Annotated in this window: 24 protein-coding genes; 12 read left to right on the top strand and 12 right to left on the bottom strand. The window is 50.9% G+C overall.

The genetic code is table 11. The features are described from left to right. Position 1 precedes the first annotated feature (1 nt). On the top strand, positions 2-700 hold the full coding sequence (gene urtE / locus NMD08_RS14035; RefSeq protein ID WP_151219164.1) for an urea ABC transporter ATP-binding subunit UrtE: 699 nt from the start codon (positions 2-4) through the stop codon (positions 698-700). A gap of 40 nt (positions 701-740) precedes the next feature. On the opposite strand, the gene ydeE is transcribed toward urtE, so the two are convergent. Next, a complete protein-coding gene (ydeE, locus tag NMD08_RS14030; RefSeq protein WP_151219165.1) occupies positions 741-1,928 on the bottom strand; it encodes an efflux MFS transporter YdeE in 1,188 nt (395 codons plus the stop codon). A gap of 198 nt (positions 1,929-2,126) precedes the next feature. On the opposite strand from ydeE, the gene eamA reads away from it, so the two are divergent. Beyond that, complete coding sequence (eamA, locus tag NMD08_RS14025; protein ID WP_252838368.1) at positions 2,127-3,026, top strand: O-acetylserine/cysteine exporter; 900 nt, start codon at positions 2,127-2,129, stop codon at positions 3,024-3,026. Positions 3,027-3,056: 30 nt separating this feature from the next. Here the strand turns inward: eamA and marB are convergent, their stop codons facing one another. Genes marB through marR form a run of 3 tightly spaced genes read right to left on the bottom strand, consistent with a single transcriptional unit; the run spans position 3,057 to position 4,145 of the window. Beyond that, entirely contained in the window at positions 3,057-3,278 is a 222-nt protein-coding gene (marB, locus tag NMD08_RS14020; RefSeq protein ID WP_151225441.1) for a multiple antibiotic resistance protein MarB, read from the bottom strand. A 30-nt stretch (positions 3,279-3,308) separates the two neighbouring features. Then, a complete protein-coding gene (gene marA / locus NMD08_RS14015) occupies positions 3,309-3,692 on the bottom strand; it encodes an MDR efflux pump AcrAB transcriptional activator MarA (RefSeq protein ID WP_003032424.1) in 384 nt (127 codons plus the stop codon). Between the two features lie 18 nt (positions 3,693-3,710). After that, positions 3,711-4,145: a multiple antibiotic resistance transcriptional regulator MarR gene (marR, locus tag NMD08_RS14010; RefSeq protein ID WP_040231108.1), complete on the bottom strand. Its 435-nt coding sequence runs from the start codon at positions 4,143-4,145 to the stop codon at positions 3,711-3,713. A 257-nt stretch (positions 4,146-4,402) separates the two neighbouring features. On the opposite strand from marR, the gene NMD08_RS14005 reads away from it, so the two are divergent. Continuing rightward, positions 4,403-5,068: a MarC family NAAT transporter gene (locus NMD08_RS14005; RefSeq protein ID WP_151219169.1), complete on the top strand. Its 666-nt coding sequence runs from the start codon at positions 4,403-4,405 to the stop codon at positions 5,066-5,068. 37 nt (positions 5,069-5,105) lie between these two features. On the opposite strand, the gene NMD08_RS14000 is transcribed toward NMD08_RS14005, so the two are convergent. The 7 genes from NMD08_RS14000 to NMD08_RS13970 all read right to left on the bottom strand — a co-directional run bounded on the left by NMD08_RS14000 (position 5,106) and on the right by NMD08_RS13970 (position 12,350). Then, positions 5,106-6,299, bottom strand: coding sequence for a sugar transporter (locus NMD08_RS14000; RefSeq protein WP_151219170.1), 1,194 nt, complete (start codon positions 6,297-6,299; stop codon positions 5,106-5,108). Positions 6,300-6,495: 196 nt separating this feature from the next. Beyond that, positions 6,496-7,173 (bottom strand): SDR family NAD(P)-dependent oxidoreductase, encoded by a 678-nt coding sequence (locus tag NMD08_RS13995; RefSeq protein ID WP_370618371.1) that lies wholly within the window; start codon positions 7,171-7,173, stop codon positions 6,496-6,498. Then, on the bottom strand, positions 7,174-7,644 hold the full coding sequence (locus tag NMD08_RS13990; protein ID WP_151219172.1) for a YhcH/YjgK/YiaL family protein: 471 nt from the start codon (positions 7,642-7,644) through the stop codon (positions 7,174-7,176). It abuts the gene before it with no gap. Then, complete coding sequence (locus NMD08_RS13985) at positions 7,644-8,813, bottom strand: exo-alpha-sialidase (RefSeq protein WP_151219173.1); 1,170 nt, start codon at positions 8,811-8,813, stop codon at positions 7,644-7,646. Before NMD08_RS13985 ends, NMD08_RS13990 begins: the two co-directional genes overlap by 1 nt. 1 nt (position 8,814) lies before the next feature. Next, the gene (locus NMD08_RS13980; protein ID WP_151219174.1) at positions 8,815-10,227 is read right to left on the bottom strand and encodes a sodium:solute symporter family protein; all 1,413 of its coding nucleotides are present in this window, start codon (positions 10,225-10,227) and stop codon (positions 8,815-8,817) included. A gap of 76 nt (positions 10,228-10,303) precedes the next feature. Further along, positions 10,304-11,188, bottom strand: a complete 885-nt coding sequence (locus NMD08_RS13975; protein ID WP_370618369.1) for a dihydrodipicolinate synthase family protein — start codon at positions 11,186-11,188, stop codon at positions 10,304-10,306. Beyond that, entirely contained in the window at positions 11,181-12,350 is a 1,170-nt protein-coding gene (locus tag NMD08_RS13970) for an iron-containing alcohol dehydrogenase (RefSeq protein ID WP_370618367.1), read from the bottom strand. Before NMD08_RS13970 ends, NMD08_RS13975 begins: the two co-directional genes overlap by 8 nt. A gap of 170 nt (positions 12,351-12,520) precedes the next feature. On the opposite strand from NMD08_RS13970, the gene NMD08_RS13965 reads away from it, so the two are divergent. Genes NMD08_RS13965 through NMD08_RS13955 form a run of 3 tightly spaced genes read left to right on the top strand, consistent with a single transcriptional unit; the run spans position 12,521 to position 15,507 of the window. Next, a complete protein-coding gene (locus NMD08_RS13965; RefSeq protein WP_370618365.1) occupies positions 12,521-13,765 on the top strand; it encodes a four-carbon acid sugar kinase family protein in 1,245 nt (414 codons plus the stop codon). Beyond that, positions 13,758-14,744, top strand: a complete 987-nt coding sequence (locus NMD08_RS13960; protein ID WP_151219178.1) for a D-threonate 4-phosphate dehydrogenase — start codon at positions 13,758-13,760, stop codon at positions 14,742-14,744. Before NMD08_RS13965 ends, NMD08_RS13960 begins: the two co-directional genes overlap by 8 nt. A gap of 1 nt (position 14,745) precedes the next feature. Further along, entirely contained in the window at positions 14,746-15,507 is a 762-nt protein-coding gene (locus NMD08_RS13955; protein WP_151219179.1) for a DeoR/GlpR family DNA-binding transcription regulator, read from the top strand. Here the strand turns inward: NMD08_RS13955 and NMD08_RS13950 are convergent. Continuing rightward, positions 15,504-16,379: a LysR family transcriptional regulator gene (locus NMD08_RS13950; protein WP_151219180.1), complete on the bottom strand. Its 876-nt coding sequence runs from the start codon at positions 16,377-16,379 to the stop codon at positions 15,504-15,506. The two genes, NMD08_RS13955 and NMD08_RS13950, sit on opposite strands and share 4 nt — an antisense overlap. A gap of 102 nt (positions 16,380-16,481) precedes the next feature. Here NMD08_RS13950 and sad point away from each other — a divergent pair, with 102 nt between their 5' ends. The 6 genes from sad to NMD08_RS13920 all read left to right on the top strand — a co-directional run bounded on the left by sad (position 16,482) and on the right by NMD08_RS13920 (position 22,633). Next, complete coding sequence (gene sad / locus NMD08_RS13945; RefSeq protein ID WP_370618363.1) at positions 16,482-17,870, top strand: succinate-semialdehyde dehydrogenase; 1,389 nt, start codon at positions 16,482-16,484, stop codon at positions 17,868-17,870. 159 nt (positions 17,871-18,029) lie between these two features. Next, positions 18,030-18,956 carry a glutaminase B gene (gene glsB / locus NMD08_RS13940; protein ID WP_370618361.1) on the top strand — a complete coding sequence of 309 codons (927 nt, stop codon included), beginning with the start codon at positions 18,030-18,032 and terminating at the stop codon, positions 18,954-18,956. Further along, positions 18,956-19,315, top strand: a complete 360-nt coding sequence (locus NMD08_RS13935; RefSeq protein ID WP_151219182.1) for a DUF4186 domain-containing protein — start codon at positions 18,956-18,958, stop codon at positions 19,313-19,315. The genes glsB and NMD08_RS13935 overlap by 1 nt, the downstream gene beginning before the upstream one ends. Before the next feature lie 80 nt (positions 19,316-19,395). Next, positions 19,396-19,923: a GNAT family N-acetyltransferase gene (locus NMD08_RS13930; RefSeq protein WP_151219183.1), complete on the top strand. Its 528-nt coding sequence runs from the start codon at positions 19,396-19,398 to the stop codon at positions 19,921-19,923. A gap of 106 nt (positions 19,924-20,029) precedes the next feature. After that, entirely contained in the window at positions 20,030-21,481 is a 1,452-nt protein-coding gene (locus NMD08_RS13925) for a tagaturonate reductase (protein WP_210905069.1), read from the top strand. A 600-nt stretch (positions 21,482-22,081) separates the two neighbouring features. Continuing rightward, complete coding sequence (locus NMD08_RS13920; protein WP_003843639.1) at positions 22,082-22,633, top strand: fimbrial protein; 552 nt, start codon at positions 22,082-22,084, stop codon at positions 22,631-22,633. The last annotated feature ends 202 nt before the right edge of the window (positions 22,634-22,835 follow it).

Here is a 22,835-nt window from a genome sequence, read left to right as displayed (position 1 = left end):
GATGCTGCAGGTGAAAGAACTGAATCAATATTATAGTGGCAGCCATATTCTGCGAGGCGTGACCTTCGAAGCGCATATCGGCGAAGTGACATGTCTGCTGGGACGTAACGGCGTGGGTAAAACGACGCTTCTGAAGTGTCTGATGGGGCTGATTCCCGCCCGCAGCGGAAACGTGTTCTGGCAGGAGAAAAATGTTACTCACTGGAAGCCGCATCAGCGGGTCAGGGCCGGTGTGGCGTATGTCCCACAAGGGCGCGATATATTTCCGCGTCTGACGGTAGAAGAGAATCTTTTGCTCGGTCTTTCCCGATTTTCCACGCAGGAGGCCCGAGGCGTTCCGGATGATATTTACGCGCTTTTTCCGGTGCTACAGGAGATGAAACATCGGCGGGGCGGCGATTTGTCCGGCGGGCAACAGCAGCAGCTGGCGATTGGACGGGCGCTGGCAAGTCGCCCGCAGTTGTTGATCCTTGATGAGCCCACCGAGGGGATCCAGCCGTCGGTGATTAAAGAGATTGGTCAGGTGATTTCCCAGCTGGCGCACCGTGGGGACATGGCCATTTTGCTGGTGGAGCAGTTCTATGATTTTGCCGAGCAGCTGGCCGATAAGTACCTGCTTATGTCGCGGGGCAGCATAATTCAAAGTGGTGAGGGTAAAAATATGGAGTCCGAGGGCGTTCGGGGTCTGGTCGCCATCTGAGATACGCGACAGAGTGACTGTGGCTCTGTCGCGAACATAACTAGCAGACCGCCGTCTGGCCCCAGGGTTTGGCGCGCATGCCTTTTATCATCAGCGCCCAGGCAAGTACGATTGCCACCATCAACGCCACAAACAGCGACCATGGCGGCAATGTGGTTAGGATGACGCCGCTAACTAATGGGTTTACCGCTGCCCCCAGCCAGCCTAACGACTGGGCGGAAAAATAACTGGCTTTCATGCCAGCAGGTGCGATGTTGTCGATGAGCATGTATTCACCTGGTGCGTAGATGACCTCACCAATAGTGAAAAAAGCAGCAGAAAGTCCCCATAACAGCAGACTGTTACCGGAGAAGGTGAAGCCCACCAGGCCGACCACAAAGAACAGTGTGCCCACTGTCATTAGCGGGCGGATATTGGTGGCGGTGAGTCTGCGCCCGAGGGCGTATTGCAGTGATACCACAATGGCGGCGTTGACGGGCAGGACGACTGCCACCACTTTCTCGGCAAAATCGCCGTCTGCAACCACCATAACGTATTGCGAAATACAGGACGCAAAGGCGCCGCCAACGAATGACGCCAAAAAGGCTGACAGCGTAAACCAGAATAATGCTCTGTCACGCAGCAGTACTGAAGGGGACCAAACCGCGGTGTTTACACCGTCTGCGGCTGCCGGTGAACGTTTTACCCACGTCTGGATAAACACCAGAGGTAGCGCAGAACATGCAGCAGCCAGCCAGAATGGCAGGTTAATGCTTTGCATGACCAGCAGCGTGCCCAGCGGTGGACCAACGGTCCAGCCGATGTTCAGCACGGTATAGTTAAGTGAGAAAATTTTCGTTTTATTGGTTGCAGACAAGTTATCGGCAAACCAGGCTTTCAGCACCGTGGCGAAGACGGAGTAGGCGCAGTTGATCAGGGCAAAGAGCAAAACCACTATCACGACGTTATGCACCAGCGGAATAGCGATAAAGCCGGAGGCAAAGCCGCAGATAGCCAGCAGCATATAGCGTTTTTTATCGAACTTGTCGGCCAGAATACCAAAGCCAAGGCTGAACACCACGCCAATGGTCAGCGCGACCGTCATCGCATAACCGATTAGATCGACACTCAGGTTGTACTGCCGGCTGAGATAGATCGTCATAAAAGGCAGCGTGGCGCCACGACCAATGGTTAATAACAAAGATGACGCGAGTAAAGCGAGAGTGGACCTTCTCAGAGAGATATTCATTTTCCTGCCCGACAATGCATGTTGTTATGTTTTTTTTAGATATCAGAAACAAATAGCATGCTAAAAGTGTGATGTACACCCAATAAGTTGTCCGAAAATGCCCTGTATGGCCTACCTGAATTAATGATCTGTTACGGTACAACGATTTCCGTTACTTTAACTTGTTTACAAAAATTTAATATTTGCAGGGGCGGTGGTATGTCGCGTAAAGACGGGTTATTGGCGTTACTGGTCGTCGTAGTTTGGGGGCTGAACTTTGTTGTCATTAAGGTGGGTTTGCACAATATGCCGCCATTGATGTTGGCAGGGTTACGTTTTTTGCTGGTGGCGTTCCCGTCTATATTCTTTGTTGCCCGGCCGAAAATTCCGCTTTCGCTTTTACTCGGCTATGGCCTGACCATTAGTTTTGGGCAGTTCGCGTTTCTCTTCAGCGCCATCAAATTCGGTATGCCCGCCGGGTTAGCTTCTCTGGTATTACAGGCCCAGGCGTTTTTCACCATCATTCTGGGGGCATTCGCCTTTGGCGAACGTCTGCAGGGCAAACAGTTAGTAGGAATTGCGCTGGCCGTTTTTGGCGTACTGGTGCTGATTGAGGCCAGTCTGAACGGACAGCATGTCGGTATGCTCGGTTTTATGTTGACGCTGGCGGCAGCGCTAAGCTGGGCCTGCGGCAATATCTTTAACAAAAAAATCATGCAGCATACGTCGCGCCCGGCCGTGATGTCGTTAGTGGTATGGAGTGCATTAATCCCGATAGTTCCATTTTTCCTGGCCTCATTACTTCTTGATGGCCCAACGCAAATAGCCCAAAGTCTGGTGGCGATAGATTTGACGACCATCCTGTCGCTGGTTTATCTGGCGTTTGTGGCGACCATTGTGGGTTATGGCATCTGGGGATCATTACTCGGACGTTATGAGACCTGGCGTGTCGCACCGCTGTCGCTGTTGGTACCCGTTGTTGGTCTGGCGAGTGCGGCCGTACTGCTGGACGAAACGCTAAGCGGATTACAGCTGCTTGGTGCATTACTGATAATGGCTGGACTGTATATCAATGTGTTTGGCTTTCGTTGGCGTAAGATTGCCCAGGCGAGAGAGTAAAAAAAGCCCCGCAGTGACGGGGCAATAAAATTAAAGGTTGCGCAGATTGTAATAAGGCACGCCTAATTCATCGGACTTGTCGCTACCTGCGCCCATATGATTAAAATCAAACGGGGACTGATCGTGTGCTGAGGGCATAATCATCGCGTCGCGATTGTTTTGTGCGGCAGCAGGTTGCGCGGTTTGTTCCGCCATGCTCTGGCCCGAAAAAGCAAACATCAGGGCCAGCATTGCATATGACAGAAGTTTCATGATTTCCTCGGTTACGTCGTTAACTGGCGATTAGCAATTACATTGATTGAGTGGCAGCAAATAACGTGATTCGCCGTGCATATTCGTCATACGGTATTTATGCGGCGGAACATCAAAATAGTTTTTGAATGTTCGGGTCAGCGTCTGCTGTGATTCAAAGCCGTAACGCTCCGCCAGATACAGGATCGGTTCGTTACTCTCTTTTAATTTTTGCGCTATTTCAGTCATTTTACGGCTGCGGATGTATTGACCAAGTGAATGACCGGTTTCTTTTTTAAACATCCGTTGCAGGTGCCATTTGGAGTAACCTGAACGCTCTGACACTTTTTCCAGCGAGAGCGGCGATTCAAGGTTATTTTCGATCCAGTCCAAAATGCTATGAATAGTGATTGTGTCAGTATTGCGTCTGGACATCGTCATACCTCTTTCTGTTTACGGCAGGACTTTCTTAAGCAAATGCTCAAGCGTGGTGACTTCATCCGCCGTTAAGTTTTTTGTTAGTTCCTGGTGCAGGTCTTGCCCTACTAATTGATGACACTGCTCGCAAATTGCTGCGCCATGCTCGGTGAGTTTCACCAGCACGCCTCGCTTGTCATGTGGATTCGGAAGCCTTTCAATCCAGCCTTTACAGGCCAGTCTGTCCAGCATCCGCGTCAGGGCGCCGAGATCGACAGACAGCACTTTTTTCAATTCGACAGGGGTGATGCACACCGCGCAACGGATGGAGCAGAGCACCTTGAACTGCGATGCCGTGATATCCAGCGGTGACAGATAGTCGTTTAGTAAACGATCTTTTTTCTGATTAACCATATAGATCAAACGACCCAGTGGGATGATTTCGTTAAACAGATCACTGGTGCTTTTCACAATGGTTGCCCTGGCAAGTAGTTAGTCACGGCTGATATTATTGCTTAGGCAAATATAAGTCAAATGAATGGGTCAGCAAATGCCACGTTTTGCTAAAACATCAGGAGCACGCCAGGCAGAGCGTGTTTTTAACATTCTGAGCCGTTGGGTTTATGCGAAAAAAGAGCTAATGAATCCTTACATCGACAACATGGCTTAACCCTTGAGTTTGCCCTTATACTTGCCGTTGACGAAAAACGCACAGGAAAGATGACATTATGATGGACTTGTTTAAAGCAATAGGACTGGGGCTGGTAGTCCTGTTACCGTTGGCAAACCCGTTAACCACCGTGGCGCTGTTTCTCGGCCTTGCAGGCAACATGAATAGCGCCGAGCGTAACCGTCAGTCACTCATGGCATCTGTCTATGTTTTTGCCATTATGATGGTGGCCTACTACGCCGGGCAGGTGGTAATGAATACGTTCGGGATTTCTATTCCCGGATTACGTATTGCAGGTGGATTAATCGTTGCGTTTATCGGCTTTCGCATGTTGTTCCCACAGCAGAAGGCGCATGATTCTCCGGAAGCGAGAAGCAAGTCAGAAGAGCTGGAGGACGAACCAACGGCCAATATTGCTTTCGTCCCGCTGGCAATGCCAAGCACTGCAGGCCCGGGTACGATTGCGATGATCATCAGTTCGGCCTCCACCGTGCGTCATGGCTCCGAATTTCCAGAGTGGGTGATCATGGTTGCGCCACCGATTATCTTTGCGGTGGTTGGGGTTATTCTGTGGGGCTGTTTACGCAGTTCCGGGGGGATCATGCGCCTGGTCGGCAAAGGGGGGATCGAAGCGATTTCCCGTCTGATGGGCTTCCTGCTGGTGTGTATGGGCGTGCAGTTTATTATAAACGGCGTGCTGGAAATTATTAAGACTTACGCGTAAAGCAAGGTGCCCGGTATGGTCTACCGGGCACTTTTTATCAATGCTGGGGCTGTTCTTCCAGCGATACCGGCCATTTACGAAAGATAATCACTGACCATATCAACGCTACAACGGCAGGCACTGCGCCTACGTAACCAATCGTAGACATTGACCAGTGCAGACTCACCTGATTGCCCACCAGGGCGCCAGCGCCAATACCGATATTGAAGATTCCGGAGAACAATGCCATAGCGACGTCGGTGGCATCCGGGGCCAGCGCCAGCACTTTTACCTGCATGCCCAGACCTATCAACATAATGGCGATGCCCCAGAAAATACTCAGGACAGCCAGATGCATTTCGCTGCCAGCGGCGGGCAGTAATAGCACCAGACATATCGTCAGCAGGGCAATGGCGCTGCTAATCAGTACGGAGGCATGTTGATTACCCAACTTGCCGAATATGACGCTCCCGACAATACCCGCACCACCCAGAACCAGCAACAGTACGGTAGCAAAGTTTGCGCTCAGCCCGGCGACAGTCTGCACAAACGGTTCAATATAGCTATAGGCCGTGTAATGCGCGGTGACCACAATCACCGTTAGTACATACAGACTCATCAACGCCGGACGGCGGAATAACACCGGCAGACTTTTTAATGAACCGGAATGCTCACTGGGTAATGTTGGCAGGAGCTTAATCAGGCAAAGCAGAGTAATTAGCGCCCCCATACCAATGGCGAAGAAGGTAGTGCGCCAGCCAAAATACTGGCCGACGATGCGTCCGATAGGCAGCCCCAGCACCATCGCCAGCGCGGTGCCGGTCGCAATCAGACTGAGTGCCTGCGCGCGTTTCCCGGCCGGAGCAAGGCGGATCGCCAGCGATGCGGTAATCGACCAGAAAATGGCGTGTGCGAAAGCTATACCAATACGACTAATCAACAACACGGTAAAATTCCATGCCAGGAAAGAGAGTACGTGGCTGGCAATAAACACGACAAACAGGCAGATCAGTAGCTTGCGGCGTTCTACCTGGCTGGTGAGCAGCATGAAGGGTAGCGACATCAAGGCCACAACCCAGGCGTAGATCGTCAGCATGATCCCGACCTGAGCGGTCTGCATATTAAAGCTTTGTGCGATGTCGGAAAGCAAACCGACAGGGACAAACTCGGTGGTATTAAAAATAAAACCGGCAATAGCAAGCGTAACTACCCGTAGCCACGCGACCTTGCGGGAAACAGTGTCTGTTGTCATATCTAATAGGTGGATTAGCTGCGAAAAGGTAAGGGCACGATCTTAAAACGTTTGCTGGCGAAAATACAATCATTTTGTGATTCAGATCGCATTTCATTGACTGGATGACATAATTTGCTGCCGAACATTCTGCGTATTTTTAACTATTTCATTATTAATGAAATTCCGGGCGAGGGTATCTCGCCCGGATGGGGATTTAGCGCAACGATGCCCCACCGCATATGACTAACTCCTGCCCGGTTACCGCAGCGGCATTTTCTGATACCAGCCAGGCGACCAGCGAAGCGACTTCCTGAGGTTTAATCAGGCGGCCAATGGGTGGCACGTTGGGAGGAGAACTTTCACGGCCAGGCATCTTCAGCATTGGCGTTTGCGTAGCGCCTGGGGCGACCACATTCACTGTAATCCCTTTTGGTGCAAGTTCTGCGGCCCAGCTTCTGATCATTCCCACCAACGCGGCTTTGGTTGCCGCATACTGTGAACGACCAGCCGCACCACGAGAGGTTCGACTTCCGATGGCCACCACCCGCCCGCCAGCGACCATCCGGGGAGCAAAGTAATTGACCAGCGTTTCGACGGCCTCAATATGTAAATGCCATAATCGCTGGCTGATGTCGGCGTTCAATTCCCCCAGCGGTGCCGCAGCCATAATACCTGCGGCATGAATAATAGCGTCAGGTGTGGCGAGCGTTGGCATTATGTCCCATAAAGATGAGTTGTCGCTCAGATCCACATTCACGCAGCAAAACGCAGGATCGCTGCGTGCGACGGAGGAGCGGCACAAACCTGTTACTTGCCAGCCGTCATTGAGCAACTGAGTGACAATGGCCTCGCCGATCCCGGAGCTGGCTCCGGTGACAATCGCGTGACGCATTTAAACCTCCGGAGATGACAGGGGAACTTTGAACACGGCTTTGCGGACTGTTCCTGGCTGGCTGACCGCACATAATGCCTGATGCGCTTCACCAGGCATAAAGACGGCAAAATCTCCTGCTCGTAACGTTATCGTGACATTCAGTTCAGCCTGTGTAGAAATAAAAAGGTCGGGTTTGCGTTCTTCATCACCGTTGAAAAAAGCAGATTTTCCCCCCGCGTTGATACGCTCTTCTCCTGTCAAAACCACCTGTATATCGGCCCACTGGCGATGGTATTCAGTATGACGCTGCGAGGCTTGCTGGGTTTGCGCTGGGCCAAGAGTACAAAACCAGTCGACATTATCAGGCTGCCATCGGCCATCTTCTCGTGCCTGTAAGGCCGCGAGATGGCAGCGGGGATCGCGCAGTATATCCTGCAGACAGAAGGGTAACCCTGCCAGATCGAGAACGTTAAGATTACCGATAATCATCAGTGATCCTCCTGAATCCATTCCGGAGTGAGGCGAACGTATTTAATGGCCTGACGAAAATACGTATAAGCAATGTGCAATTGACCATCAGCACCCTGTTTAATACTGGGATAGGAAAACTCACGGTTGAGTTTTTCTTGTGAATTGTTGGTCATGCAATAACCGTCGCCTTCATCAAGATTACGCTGCCAGGGCCACGTTTTACCCCCATCGGCAGAGAGGGCGACGGTCATCGGTGCGCGTGGTGCGCCCCAGAAAGCCGAACGGCCTGATGTCACTACCGGCTGGATGCGGTCATCATCGCCATCGTCAATTTCATCATACAGTGATGTGCGGCGCTCACTGGCTCCGGTCGCGTTCATCGCGTTGAATACCAGCGCGAGCCTGCCATCATCCAGCGTAGTAACCTGAATTGAGGAATTATTATTGGGTAATGTCGTTGGTTGTGGTGCCGACCAGCTTTCACCCATATCGGTGGACGTGCTGTACCAGATATTGTCGGCCCAACGGCTGCGGTACAGGGCGATAAGTGAGCCGTCCAGCAGCGGTGTAATATTCATATGAACGCAGCCAAGACTTTGCGGAACTTCCACATCACGCCAGGTTTTACCGCGATCGGATGAAATTTTGACTGCGCTAATATCATCATTACCGACCCATTTTTCGCCCGTACGTGTGCGGCAATAGAAAACCGGAAGCAGCCAGTTGCCATTGTCCATCACCATAATTGGCTGGCGGATAAAGGTGCCCGGTTTATCCAGCAGGGTACCTGTCTCGCCCCAACTCTCCCCAAGGTCATGTGATTGACGATAACGCACAATAGCCGTGTCCTGATTGCCAGAGATCTGGGCGGTCCAAAGCAGCCATAAGACGTTATCTGGCGCGAGGAACAGCACAGGGTTTTGCTCTGAGCGACCCGGATCATCAGACAGTTTAACAGCCTGGCTCCAGCGCTCGCTTCCTGGGCGCAGACGTGAGCTCCAGATTGAGATGTCTGCGATGCCTTCCTGAGTACCGCCGAACCAGACGCACATCAGTGAGCCATCGGGCAGAGGCATAATATTGGCGGCATGATTCTGCGGGCATTCTGAAGGCAGCATGGCAATAACCACACGCTCATCTTGTTCGAGTTTTCGCAGCATGCCATCGCGATTTACGGTTACGGTCATTTTAGACTCCATTATTTTCGACAGGTTTGGGAGTAGCTTGCTGGGATTTGTTAGGGATTAGACGGTCGAGAATCATAATCACCGCAGGCGTCAGCAAGGCGATGTACATATTATTGATACCGAACGGGTCACCCAGCAGATACCAAACGGATGTCACTACGCAGGCTCCCAGCAGGGCACAGTTTGCACCGCGAGTACTTTTAAAGAACGGCGCATAGAAGGCGATAATGGCGACGACGGTAATGGAGAGTCGGATCGCACGGGTAAAGAAGGAGAGCTTTAATACTTCCGGTACCAGCAGGACGAAAATCAGCGGCAGGAAGCCAATGAACAAGGAGATCCAGCGAGTCGCTTTAAACTCCTGTTCCTTGGTAGGGTTACGCATTGGCACATAAAAATCTTTCACCACCAGTGAGGCGATAGCCAGAGCAACGGTACTGACACTAACAAAAATAGAGGCTACAAGTGACGTTGTCACAAGGCCGGCCAGCCATGGGTCCATATCCTGCAGAAAAATGGGCATTGCATACAGGCTGTTAATTTCTGGGTGAAGAAACTTCGCCGCCACACCGATAATGGCGATAGCAAAAGCAATTGGTAAACAAAAGAAGAAGGCGATCCATGTTGATCGTTGGGCGGATTTGACATCTTTAGTTGATGAAATCGCCTGGATCACAAACTGTGTACAGAAAATAGAACCAATGGTACCGATGAGCCATGCGACGATAGTACCCGCGCCGATGTTGCCATCCCAGGTCCAGTAAAAGTCTGGCATTTGTTCAATCATCGGTGAGAAACCGCCGGTTCTTGAGAGAGCAAACCCCATAATGATCAACAGACCAATGTACTTTAGGGCACTGTGCAGCATCGTTACCCAGGCAACGCCTTTCATGCCGCCAAAGGCAAAATAGAAGGTGCTCACAATGGCGGTTATAAAGGCGGCAACAGGTAAATTGACCTGCAGTACTGTCGAAATCGCCGCGGCGCCGCTGACGTAGTTTCCGACGTTTACCAGCAGCAGGGCGTAAATCATGATGATAGAGATAATGTTTTTTGTGCTGTTGCCATATTTCTCGGCAATGGCACCCGATATAGTGATTTTCCCTGTATTGTAGATACGTTTAACCAGTATCAGACCGAACAGAGGAAAACCTATAGCGGCACCGAGAACAGACCAGGATGCGGCTATTCCGCCTTCAAATGCTGCCTGAGCGGTACCAATGGTAGATTTGGCGCCGATATATTCGGACATAAGGAGAATACCGACGATGAAGGCAGGCATGGCACGCGAGCCTTCCATAAAATCGCCAGCATTTTTACTGCGTAGGCGGAAAGTGAGCCAGGTTGTAAAAATAATATAGGCAATCACGATCCCTACAATGATCAGAGTGTCTGAAGAGGTAAATGAGTTCATCTTAGCCGCCCTCCAGGGCGTACGAATCCAGGGGGCGCCAGGCTCCCGGGTATTCTTGTGACGATTGAGAAATCCTTTAGTGGGCGAGATGCGACACTATCTGGCGGATAGTATTTTCCTGTTGCTCACTAAACGTGACGGCGTAACGACTTGCGCCTACCTCATATCCCATGATTTGCAATGCTTTTTTGACTGCGGCGGGCGAGAACGCAACGTTATAGAGCTCGGTTCGCAAACCCGTGACGCTTTCCTGCGCTTCACGCGATCCGACAACATCACCGGCCTTGAATCGTGTCCAGATAGCGTTAATTTCTTTTGGCGCTACGTTCGCCAAACCGGAAATACAGGCTGAACAACCGTCAACGAATCCTTGATGAATCAGCGAGTCCGGCCCATTTAGCACATCAAAACCTTCGATATCTTTGACGGCGTTGAGGAAACCTTCGAGGCTTTCATAGCTCCCGGCGCTGTCTTTGATACCAATGATGTTGGGATGCGCCGCCAGAACGCTTGCGGTTTCTGGTTCAATGGTGTTACCCGTACGTGCCGGAATGTTATAGAGAAATACCGGCACCGATAGCGCGTCGGCAATCGCGGTATAATGAGCAATCAGTTCCTGCTGTTTGAGCGGAACAAAATACGGCGTAATCACCGATACGGCATCGACGCCCATTTTTTCAATTTGCTTGCCCAGACGAATGGTTTCACGGGTTGAGATTTCACCGATATGCGCCACTACATTTGCCCGTCCAGCGACTTCCTCAACGCAGGTGCGGGTCACTGCTATTTTTTCTTCCTCGTTAAGCACAAAAAACTCACCGTTCGTACCGCCGCAGAAAATGCCGTTGCCGGCGTTTAGCTGGCGATTAACCTGATTTTTGAGCTCGTGGAGGTTTAGCGCCCCTTCGTTGTCAAAGGGGGTGACGATTGCCGTCAGTACACCACAAATTTTCTTACTCATGATTCACTCCTTTGGTAATCAGTTCTGGAAAAAGTGTTTGATAAATAGCCATAACATCGTCATGGCTTACCTGACAGGGGGTGTTGTTAATAAGACGTTTTACGTTGAGCGCGGCATCGGCGAGAGTGGAAATATCTGTGGGTGGTACCCCGAGCGTTGCCAGGTTATCGGGCAGGTTGAGTCGTTTCACAAGTGCGGAGAAGTATTCCACCAGCGCGAATGATTTTTCTTCGGTACTCAGGGTCCGATCGGCATCAGGCAACAGATCCCAGACCTGAGCGAACTTGTCGACCACATGAGGACGGATAGCTTTCATGCAAGGGGCTAACAGAATGGCATTGGCTATACCATGAGGCAGGTGATAGCGACCTCCGAGTGGGTAAGAGAGTGCATGGACAAGATGTGTTCCGGCATGATTAATCGCGACTCCGCCATAATATGACGCCCACAGCATTTCAAGTTTAGCCTGCAAATTGTTCGGTTCATTAACCGAGGTTTCGATGTTCTTTAGCAACTTCTGTAACCCGATGAGCGCCGCATTGTCACTGATCGGATTGGCGATGGTGGCTGTAAAGCACTCAATCAGATGACATAACGCATCTATTCCGGTTGATGACGCAATATGCGCTGGCATGCTGGTCGTCAGTTCCGGCAACAGGGCAACGTAATCGGGTAATAGCACCGGAGAAATGATGCCGACCTTGGTGTTTTGTTCCGGGATCGCCAGAATCGCATTAGGAGTTGCTTCAGAACCCGTCCCTGCAGTGGCTGGAATCAGCACTGAAGCTACGCGGTGCAGCGGTTTCTCGCCTGCCAGCATGGCGTCAAGAGAAGAGGATTCAGGATGACATAAGACTGAGAGCAACTTCGCTACATCCAGTACGCTGCCACCACCAATACCTATCACCATCTCTACGTTAAGACCTTTAACGCTTTCTAACAGTGCCGCAACGTCATGATGACCCGGCTCGGCAGGCACGCTATCAATAAGTGTGACCTGGCGGCCATCGTTACTGAGCAAGGTGCGGATCTGCGCCACTGCATCCAGCCTGACGATATTGCTATCGGTCACCAGCAATAGCTGGTGCTTGCCTGTCAGTATTGGTTCCAGCGCGGGGATGGCATTTGAACCGCTAATCACGGTGCTATTGATTGTTGCCACAACATTCTCCTGTAGGTGAGTGATTGAATTCGCTCATTTCGTTTCAAAAGCGATTTCATCATGGGCTAAATTTATAATTTATCTCGGAACTGAATAACTTGAGCTTGCTCACATTTAATCAAATGTGATTGAATATAATCATTATCAAAATTCAACAACCCGGAGCATGGATGAGTAGACATGTTGTAAGACCCCAGATCCTTGTCATTGCTGATGACTTTACGGGGGGAAATGATGCGGGAGTGAGTCTGGCGATGACGGGAATGACGGTGAACGTTGCGTTCACCGTGCCTTATTCCGTTGATACGGATGCACTGGTCATAAACAGCGATAGCCGGGCACTGGATGCTCAACAAGCCGCGGCGAGGGTAAGCGATTTGGCTCTTGCCTGTCAGGCAGAACCTCAGACGCAGTGGCTGAAGAAAATCGATTCAACATTACGGGGTAATCCGGGGGCGGAACTGGACGCGTTGATGCGAGTAACGGGCAAAAAACGTGCCATTTTAGCGGCTGCTTATCCTGCCGCAGGCCGTACCACCGAGCAAGGGCAATGCCTGATTCACGGCGTTCCGGTAACGCATACCGAATTTGCCAGCGATCCTAAAACACCGGTGATGAGTGCTGATATCTGTGAAGTGATACAGGCGCAAACCACCATTGCGTGTCGGTCGATGTCTCTAAATGACTACACGCAGCACCTGCATGGGCCTGTTGTTGAGACGCCGCAGATTTGGGTTGTGGATGCGCGGACTGACGCTGACCTGGATGTGATTGTTACTCAAGCGCTGATGCAGGATGAGCTGCCGTTGTTGGTGGGGTCAGCCGGAATCTGTGATGCACTGGCGCGCCATGTGCAGGCACCTTCTTCCCAGCGCTTGCTGGCTGTTGTGGGATCAATGAGTGAAATCGCTCAACAACAGGTTGCCGCTGTGTACCAGAACCCGCAAGTGGGGATGGTATTCATCGATATCGAGAATATTTTCAGCGGTGGTTCAACAGCGTACGTGCAGCGCATTGTTGGAATCCTCGCCTCTGGTAAACACTGCATCGTTCACACAAGTCCCGACAGTGAAGCACGCCATCATATTCCGCAGTTGTGCGTGCGCATGGAGATGAATCGCGTTCAGCTCGGTGAAAAAATCTGCCTGTTTCTTGGACAGCTTATCCGCCAGGTTTTGCAAGAGGTATCGCCAGGCGCGCTGTATCTCTCTGGTGGCGATGTGGCGATGGCGGTTGCAGACGCCCTTAAGGCAACAGGATTTCGAATTACCGACCGTGTGGCCCAGTGCGTGCCGTACGGTCATTTTGTCGGTGGCGACTGGCAACGCCCGGTTATGACAAAGGCAGGGGGATTCGGTGACGAAACGACGTTGCGTCAGGTTTTAAATTTTATCGAGGAGAACATGAGTGAATAACATTATTGCAGTAACAATGGGCGATCCTGCCGGTATTGGACCTGAGATTATTATTAAATCGCTGGTGGAGGGAGAACTCTCTGGCGCGCCGGTTGTGGTTGTGGGATGTGCCCAAACGCTGCGTCGTATCCAGTCATTAAATGTCACACCGCCAGCGGAACTTCGGGTTATCGACAGCGTAGACCTGGCGCAATTCGCCCCAGGTGTTATCAACGTGATTGATGAACCGCTTGCCGATCCTACCGCTCTTCAGCCAGGAGTGGTGCAAGCGCAGGCGGGAGATTTGGCCTATCGCTGCATAAAACGCGCTACAGCACTGGCGCTAAGTGGTGAAGTTAAGGCTATTGCTACCGCGCCGCTGAATAAAGAAGCGTTGCATCTGGCGGGACATCATTATCCCGGACATACCGAACTGCTGGCACAACTGACCAACAGCAAAGACTACGCGATGGTACTTTATACCGATCAGCTTAAAGTCATTCACGTTACCACCCACATCGCGTTGCGCAAATTTCTTGATACGCTCAGCGAGCAACGTGTAAAAACGGTCATTCAGGTGGCGAATGATTTCCTGCGTCGGGTAGGGTTCGATAATCCACGTATTGCGGTTGCTGGCGTCAACCCCCATGCCGGCGAAAATGGCCTGTTTGGCGAGGAAGAGATAACGATTGTCGGTCCTGCGGTGCGTGCAATGCAAGCGGAAGGGGTAAATGTTACGGGACCCTGTCCACCGGATACGGTATTTATGCAGTGCCACGAAGGTATGTACGACATGGTGGTGGCGATGTATCACGATCAGGGCCATATTCCGCTAAAATTGTTGGGATTTTATGATGGGGTGAATATCACCGCCGGATTGCCGTTTATTCGCACCTCTGCGGACCACGGTACGGCGTTTGATATTGCCTGGACAGGAAAAGCCAAGTCTGAGAGCATGGCGGTGTCTATCCAGTTAGCAATGCAAATTACGCGGGAATAAAATGAAGGGATATAATCGGTTAGAACAGATTATGGATTATCTGAAAGGGCATAATCTGGCGACAGTTGAACAGCTCGTCGCTGTGACTCAGGCCTCTCCGGCGACCATTCGTCGCGATCTGATCAAGCTTGACCAGGAAGGTGTCATCAGCCGTACCCACGGAGGCGTCACGCTTAACCGGTTTATTCCTTCACAACCTACCACGCATGAGAAAATGCAGCGTAGTCTGCTGGAAAAGCAGGCTATCGCCTGTGCGGCGGCAAACCTGGTGAAAGCCGGTGATGCTATTGTTCTCGACGCGGGGACGACAATGATTGAGCTGGCTCGTCAGCTCACCCATCTGCCGCTGCGGGTTATCACCAGCGATCTGCACATTGCGCTTTTCTTCTCTGAGTTTAAACAAATTGAAGTGACCATTATTGGCGGACGTATCGATGATTCCAGCCAGTCCTGCATCGGTGAACATGGACGTAAACTGCTGCAGAACGTCTGGCCAGATATCGCGTTTTTGAGCTGCAACGGTTGGGACATAACGCGAGGGATCACCGCGCCGACTGAAGAGAAGGCCGGATTGAAAAGCGACCTGATTGCTAATGCCAAACGTCGGGTACTGCTGGCGGACAGTTCGAAATACGGCGCATGGTCACTGTTTAACGTTACACATCTGGATGCGTTGACGGATATCGTGACCGATGCGCATCTCAATGAAGACGTGCGCGAGCAACTGGAACAGCTACCCTGCCAACTGACTATTGCCAGTTAATCCCTGGTCTGCGACAACTGGGGGTTCAATACCTCAATAAACGCTTCCAGTTGCCTCGTCATTGCGCCTCTGCGCCATACCAGCCACGTATTCAGCCAGCGCCAGTTTTCGCTTAGCGCCCAGGCGTTGACCTGATGATGTCCTGGCATACTCTCCAGCATCGAGCGTGGGATCAGCGCGATCCCCGCGCCGGCAATCACACAGGCCAGCATCCCGTGATACGACTCCATTTCATGAATAGTGCCGGGCATGGCGCGATCGGCATGAAACCAGCTTTCAAAATGGCGGCGGTAGGAACAGTTGGCCCGAAAGGCGTAAATACTGCACCCGTTAACGTCGCTGGCCCGCTGGATGGGAGGATGACCGTACGGAGTGACAATCATCATCTCTTCACGGTAGACCGGCATTCCTTCAAGGCCTGGGTGGGTAATCGGTCCGTCAACAAAGGCAGCGTTCAGCGTCCCGTCGAGCACACCATCCAGCATTGTGCCTGAAGGACCGGTCGCCAGCGCAAACTGAATTTTGGGATAACGCTGATTATATTCAGCCAGCGTCGCAGGAATGCGCACGGCAGCGGTGCTTTCCAACGAGCCAAGTGAAAACAATCCCTGCGGTTCATCCCCGGCGACAACCATTCTCGCTTCATCAACCAGTGCGAGGATCCGCTGGCTATAGCGTAAAAAGTTGTGGCCGGACGGGGAAAGCCGCAGACGCTGGTTTTCACGAATAAACAGATCGACGCCAAGGTCGGCCTCAAGCTGGCGGATGCGGGTGGTGAGGTTGGATGGCACACGATGCACCTTCGCGGCAGCCTGGGTAATACTGCCCGTCTCCGCGACGGCATTGAACATTTCCAGTTGCGTCAGGTCCATAATATTCTCTATTCGTGAATGGAGTGGTTAATATTATTCATTTTTCAGAAAGAGTAAATATGCGCATGATATAACCATACCCTGCGATAAAGAGAGGCAACTATGACTATCACTGCAGCAACACATGCGATTTCTGTCAATCCTGCTAATGGCGAAATGTTAACGGCGATGCCGTGGGCCAGCGCGGAAGAGATTACTCATGCACTGACCCTTGCCGCGAATGGTTACAGCGAATGGAAACACACTTCCGTTGAGCACCGTGCGCAAACGCTGCGTGATATCGGGCAGGCTCTGCGTAATCGCGCGGAAGAGATGGCGCAGTGTATCTCACGTGAAATGGGGAAACCCATCAAGCAGGCGCGTGCTGAAGTGGCCAAATCAGCCGCATTGTGTGACTGGTACGCCGAACATGGACCGGAGATGCTCAATCCGGAACCCACGCTGGTGGAAAACAATCAGGCGGTGATTGAGTATCGCCCCGTAGGAACCATTCTGGCGGTCATGCCGTGGAACTTCCCACTCTGGCAGGTACTGCGTGGCGCCATTCCAATTCTGTTGGCCGGAAATGGCTATCTGTTAAAACATGCGCCTAACGTAACCGGCTGTGCTGCGATTATCGCGCAGGTTTTGGCTGATGCCGGCGTACCTGCAGGTGTGTACGGTTGGGTGAATGCCGATAACGCCGGGGTGAGTCAGATGATCAATGACCCACGTATCGCAGCCGTAACGGTGACGGGCAGCGTTCGTGCTGGTGCGGCGATTGGTGCTCAGGCGGGCGCAGCGCTGAAAAAATGCGTGCTTGAACTGGGTGGTTCCGATCCGTTTATTGTCCTTAATGATGCCGACCTCGAGCTGGCCGTTAGAGCGGCGGTTGCCGGACGTTATCAAAATACCGGGCAGGTTTGTGCGGCAGCCAAGCGTTTTATAATCGAAGAAGGGATTGCGGCAGAATTTACCTCACGCTTTGTGGCGGCCGCGAGCGCGCTGAAAATGGGCGATCCGTTAAACGAAGAAAACGATCTGGGTCCGATGGCGCGATTTGATCTGCGTGATGAGTTGCACCAGCAGGTCGAAGCCTCCCTTGCTGAAGGGGCGCGGTTGCTTCTCGGCGGGGAAAAAATTGCCGGTAAGGGCAACTATTATGCCGTGACGGTACTGGGTAATGTCACCCCGGAGATGACGGCGTTCCGTCAGGAGTTGTTTGGTCCGGTCGCGGCGATTACCGTGGCAAAGAATGCGGAACATGCCTTAGCACTGGCTAATGACAGTGATTTCGGTTTATCAGCCACGGTATTCACGGCGGATGAAGCGTTGGCTCAGAAGATGGCGGCACGCCTGGAATGTGGGGGCGTATTCATCAATGGCTACAGCGCCAGCGATGCCCGCGTTGCGTTTGGTGGCGTTAAGAAAAGTGGGTTTGGCCGCGAGCTTTCACACTTTGGTCTGCATGAGTTCTGTAACGTGCAAACTGTCTGGAAAAACCGCCTCTGATGGTGTGGTGCCTCCGTCGGGGGCACCTTTCGAAATTGTATATTATGAATCTCACCAGCTTATGCAGGCTATAGCCAGATTCCGCCTTCCGGCCTGACGCTGCGTATTCAGCTCTGTTATACTCGCAGGCCTTTCATACCTGCGAGCAAGGAGCATGTTGTGGCCAGGGCCATGAACAATTCAATTTTAGAGACCATTGTGCAGCAGGTTCGTCCGCTGATTGGTCAAGGTAAAGTCGCTGATTACATTCCTGCGTTAGCCTCCGTTGACGGTTCAAAACTGGGTATTGCCATTTGCACCGTTGATGGAGAGCACTACCAGGCGGGGGATGCGCAAGAGCGCTTTTCTATTCAGTCAATTTCAAAGGTGCTCAGTCTGGTCGTGGCGATGCGTCACTATCAGGAAGATGAGATTTGGCAACGCGTCGGTAAAGATCCTTCCGGTCATCCTTTTAACTCCCTGGTGCAGCTGGAAATGGAGCAGGGGATCCCACGTAATCCCTTCATCAATGCAGGGGCGCTGGTGGTTTGCGATATGCTGCAAGGGCGTCTGAGCGCACCGCGTCAACGGATGCTGGAAGTGGTACGGGCATTAAGCGGCGTGTCGGATATCGCCTATGATGCGACGGTGGCGCGCTCTGAGTTTGAGCATTCAGCACGTAACGCGGCTATCGCCTGGCTAATGAAGTCCTTTGGCAATTTCCATCATGACGTGACCACCGTATTGCAAAATTATTTTCACTACTGCGCCCTGAAAATGAGCTGTGTGGAACTGGCGCGTACATTCGTCTTTCTGGCAAATCAAGGGCATGCTTTTCATCTTACGGAGCCGGTGGTTACACCCATGCAGGCCCGGCAGATCAACGCGTTGATGGCGACAAGTGGCATGTATCAGAACGCAGGGGAATTTGCCTGGCGGGTTGGCTTACCGGCGAAATCTGGCGTCGGTGGCGGTATTGTGGCTATCGTTCCCCACGAGATGGCGATTGCCGTCTGGAGTCCTGAGTTAGATCCGGCGGGAAACTCACTGGCCGGCATCGCGATGCTGGAGCAATTAACGCAACAGCTGGGGCGCTCGGTTTACTGATGAATAGGCTCGATCCTCTTTTTGCACGGCTGGCGAAATCAACGTTCCGCTCGCGCTTTCGTCTTGGTCACAAAGAGAGACAATATTGTCTGGATAAAGGTGCGCCGGTTATTGAACAACACGCTGTGGATTTTATTGCTAAACGACTGGCTCCGGCGTTTCCTGCCAATGATGGCAAACAGACCCCCATGCGCGGACATCCGGTATTTATCGCTCAGCATGCCACGGCAACCTGCTGTCGGGGATGCCTGGCGAAATGGCATGATATCCCTCAGGGTGTGGCGTTAAGCAACGAACAACAACGTTACGTTGTTATGGTGATTTATCACTGGTTAGTGCTCCAAATGAATAAGCCATAGATAACATAATCCTATGATACGACTCCTTGTGTTGTGCTTTTGTTAAAAGCAGTATGAAGGCGTCAATCTAAGGAGAAAAAATGGCTTCCTCTACCCCCTGCTTTGTGCTGAGCGCGGCACAGATTCTGTCGAGAGTCGACGAGCTCAGCGATATCCTTGAAACATGCGTCAATAACGGCGCTTCCGTTAGCTTTATGTCACCTTTTAATCGTGATAAATCACGGCCATTCTGGTTGAACGTCGCACAAAGTGTTACTCGTGGTGAAAGGATTGTTCTGGGCGCGGAGGACGCTCAGGGGGCGCTTGTCGGTGCCGTCCAGCTTATTCTCAATCAACCCGAAAATCAGCCTCATCGTGCGGACGTCGCTAAACTGCTGGTGCACACCTCGGCACGGCGGGGCGGCGTTGCCAGAAAATTGATGAGCGAACTGGAAAGCTGCGCACGTGAGCAAGGTAAAACGTTGCTGGTGCTCGATACAGCGACGGGCAGTGGCGCTGAGTTGTTCTACCACAATTGCGGATGGCAAAAAGTAGGGGTGATACCCGATTATGCCAAAATGCCAGACGGGACGCTGACCGGGACCACACTTTTCTATAAATACCTCTAATTTGTTGCTGGGGATTGATCAAAACAGGGTTTCAATGTATTAAAGTTTGATAACCTATTGTACCAATTAAATCAGGTTGTATGACTAATTAAAAAGGGAACCCATTGTGCAAACACTAAATCGTCGCGATTTCCCCGGTGCTCAGTATCCTGAACGCATTATTCAGTTTGGTGAAGGTAACTTCCTGCGCGCTTTTGTTGACTGGCAGGTAGATTTGCTGAATGAACATACCGATCTGAACGCCGGTGTGGTCATTGTTCGTCCTATCGAAAGTACTTTCCCGCCATCGCTGAGTACCCAGGATGGTCTCTATACCACCATCATTCGTGGTTTGAATGAGCAGGGCGAAGCCGTGAGCGATGCCCGTTTGATTCGTTCGGTTAACCGCGAAATCAGCGTCTATAGCGAATACGATGAGTTCCTGATGCTGGCGCATAATCCGGATATCCGTTTTGTGTTTTCTAACACCACTGAAGCAGGCATTAGCTATCACGCGGGCGACAAGTTTGAGGATGCGCCAGCAGTAAGCTATCCGGCTAAACTGACCCGACTGCTGTTCGAACGCTTCCGCCATTTTAATGGCGCGTCAGATAAAGGCTGGATTATCATTCCGTGCGAACTGATTGATTACAATGGTGATGCGCTGCGCGAACTGGTTCTGCGTTACGCTCAGGAGTGGATGCTACCGGAGGCGTTTATTCAGTGGCTGGATCAGGCCAACGCATTTTGTTCCACGCTGGTGGACCGCATTGTTACCGGTTATCCGCGTGACGAGGTGGCGAAACTTGAAGCTGAGTTGGGTTACCACGATGCATTTCTTGATACGGCAGAACACTTCTATCTGTTTGTTATTCAGGGACCGAAGTCATTAGCTGCGGAACTGCGTCTGGATAAATATCCGCTCAACGTTCTGATTGTTGATGACATCAAACCGTATAAAGAACGGAAAGTGGCGATTCTCAATGGCGCACACACCGCACTGGTTCCTGTTGCCTGGCAGGCAGGGCTCGACACCGTGGGTGAAGCAATGAATGATGCGGAAATTTGTGCCTTTGTTGAAAAAGCCATTTATGAAGAAATCATTCCGGTACTGGATTTACCGCGCGATGAGCTGGCGTCCTTTGCCAGTGCGGTGACGGGGCGTTTCTGCAACCCGTACATCAAGCATCAGTTGTTGTCGATTGCCCTGAACGGCATGACTAAATTCCGTACCCGCATATTGCCGCAACTGCTGGCCGGGCAACAGGCCAGCGGTCAATTGCCCGCACGTCTGACGTTTGCGCTGGCGGCGTTGATTGCGTTCTACCGCGGGGAGCGTAACGGTGAGTCTTATCCGGTCCAGGATGATGCGCACTGGATTGAACGTTTCCAACAACTGTGGAGCCAACATCGCGATCGCCAGATAAGTACTGAGGCGTTGGTGCGTTCTGTACTGGCGGTCAAAGAACATTGGGAGCAAGACCTGACCCAGGTTTCTGGGCTGGTGGAGCAGGTTTCTGCCGATCTGGATGCCATCCTGGCAAAAGGTATGCGTGAAGCCGTGAAACCACTGTGCTAAAAAATGCTTAATATTCATTTATAAGCTTTTTATTTTAGCAGGCCGCAAAGGTGTTTAATTCAGGGAGAGGTTACTCTCCCTGAGCTATTTTATTTTGTAATACAAATTATGTTTTTTCCGTAGTTCACCCGTGCAAACTATACTTTTTTTAATTATAAAACTATAGAATTACACCACACACCATAATAGCATCATGATGAAAGTAGTCCCCATGGGTATTATCACCATCATTATCTCTAACGACATATAAAACTAAGTGCATTTTACCTGTTTCTGCATATAACATTTTTGATCCAATCTGTAAAAAAAGTTATAAATAAAGCTATATAAAAACCATGAAAAAATGAAGGCTTTTAGTGGGTGGGGATTACAAAAATTTCATTAAACGATACCGATTGAAATTTTTGATGAGATATTTGTCGCGTAAGTTATTATCAGTGAGGAAATCTTAGGAAATAATTATGTTTTCAGTTTTTTTCGTTGATTAAATAGTTGTTGATTTAATTTTGAGCCTGTTGATAATCGATTCAGCTTCTCAGAGAGACTCTGTTCTTTTTGAAATGCACAACAACTCGTTATATTTTTATCAGGAACAACATAATGAAAAAAATCGCCGCTATCGTTGCATTCAGCAGCGTATTTGCTGTCTCTGCTGTTCAGGCAGCCGGAAATGGTACTATTAATTTTACCGGTGCGGTAAATAACCAGACCTGTAGTGCTACGATTAATGGCGCAACAGGTAGTACTGCGGCGGCTGTGACGCTGCCAACTGTTCAGGCAAATATTTTAGGTACCGCAGGTAATGTCGCGGGTCAGACATCTTTTAAAATGGATGTCACTGGGTGTGCGTCGACTAACCCAGCAGGCGCGGGCACTGTTAAGGCCTTTTTTGAAAGAGGAGCAAATGTAGACAGTAATGGTCGTCTTGTTAATACCAATACAACAGGTGCGTCCAATGTTGTGCTGGAGCTTGTTGACGGTTCCGGGAATACGCCAATTAAGGCTGGCGACATTGCGCAGAACACGGGTAACTACGTGCCTATTAGTGGTGGTAATGCAACTCTGCCATATGCCGTACGCTATTATGCAACGGGGGCAGCTACTGCTGGTGCGGTTGCGTCTAGCGTAACGTATTCGTTGATCTATAACTGATATCAGAATATTACTTAAGAAAATTTGGTAAAAGTATTTCTCCGAATAATATAGATAAACATTTTCAAAGTGTTCTATAAACTCCAGTAATTTTCTTACTTCGTAACAAGCCGGAGTGGAAGGTTTTATGTCGAACCTTCCTCTCCGGATTTTATAAAAATAAAGAGCATATCGTTAAATATTCTGTTTTAAAGGCAATAAT

Source organism: Citrobacter meridianamericanus (genome assembly GCF_041320245.1).
Taxonomy (GTDB): domain Bacteria; phylum Pseudomonadota; class Gammaproteobacteria; order Enterobacterales; family Enterobacteriaceae; genus Citrobacter; species Citrobacter meridianamericanus.
Note: the sequence above shows the minus strand (reverse complement) of the source record. Positions and strands in the feature narration are given on the sequence as shown.

Coding starts and splice junctions, on each gene's coding strand:
- urtE (WP_151219164.1), top strand. CDS start 2: ATGCTGCAGGTGAAAGAACTGAATCAATATTATAGTGGCAGCCATATT.
- ydeE (WP_151219165.1), bottom strand. CDS start 1,928: ATGAATATCTCTCTGAGAAGGTCCACTCTCGCTTTACTCGCGTCATCT.
- eamA (WP_252838368.1), top strand. CDS start 2,127: ATGTCGCGTAAAGACGGGTTATTGGCGTTACTGGTCGTCGTAGTTTGG.
- marB (WP_151225441.1), bottom strand. CDS start 3,278: ATGAAACTTCTGTCATATGCAATGCTGGCCCTGATGTTTGCTTTTTCG.
- marA (WP_003032424.1), bottom strand. CDS start 3,692: ATGTCCAGACGCAATACTGACACAATCACTATTCATAGCATTTTGGAC.
- NMD08_RS14005 (WP_151219169.1), top strand. CDS start 4,403: ATGATGGACTTGTTTAAAGCAATAGGACTGGGGCTGGTAGTCCTGTTA.
- NMD08_RS14000 (WP_151219170.1), bottom strand. CDS start 6,299: ATGACAACAGACACTGTTTCCCGCAAGGTCGCGTGGCTACGGGTAGTT.
- NMD08_RS13995 (WP_370618371.1), bottom strand. CDS start 7,173: ATGCGTCACGCGATTGTCACCGGAGCCAGCTCCGGGATCGGCGAGGCC.
- NMD08_RS13990 (WP_151219172.1), bottom strand. CDS start 7,644: ATGATTATCGGTAATCTTAACGTTCTCGATCTGGCAGGGTTACCCTTC.
- NMD08_RS13985 (WP_151219173.1), bottom strand. CDS start 8,813: ATGACCGTAACCGTAAATCGCGATGGCATGCTGCGAAAACTCGAACAA.
- NMD08_RS13980 (WP_151219174.1), bottom strand. CDS start 10,227: ATGAACTCATTTACCTCTTCAGACACTCTGATCATTGTAGGGATCGTG.
- NMD08_RS13975 (WP_370618369.1), bottom strand. CDS start 11,188: ATGAGTAAGAAAATTTGTGGTGTACTGACGGCAATCGTCACCCCCTTT.
- NMD08_RS13965 (WP_370618365.1), top strand. CDS start 12,521: ATGAGTAGACATGTTGTAAGACCCCAGATCCTTGTCATTGCTGATGAC.
- NMD08_RS13955 (WP_151219179.1), top strand. CDS start 14,746: ATGAAGGGATATAATCGGTTAGAACAGATTATGGATTATCTGAAAGGG.
- NMD08_RS13950 (WP_151219180.1), bottom strand. CDS start 16,379: ATGGACCTGACGCAACTGGAAATGTTCAATGCCGTCGCGGAGACGGGC.
- sad (WP_370618363.1), top strand. CDS start 16,482: ATGACTATCACTGCAGCAACACATGCGATTTCTGTCAATCCTGCTAAT.
- NMD08_RS13935 (WP_151219182.1), top strand. CDS start 18,956: ATGAATAGGCTCGATCCTCTTTTTGCACGGCTGGCGAAATCAACGTTC.
- NMD08_RS13930 (WP_151219183.1), top strand. CDS start 19,396: ATGGCTTCCTCTACCCCCTGCTTTGTGCTGAGCGCGGCACAGATTCTG.
- NMD08_RS13920 (WP_003843639.1), top strand. CDS start 22,082: ATGAAAAAAATCGCCGCTATCGTTGCATTCAGCAGCGTATTTGCTGTC.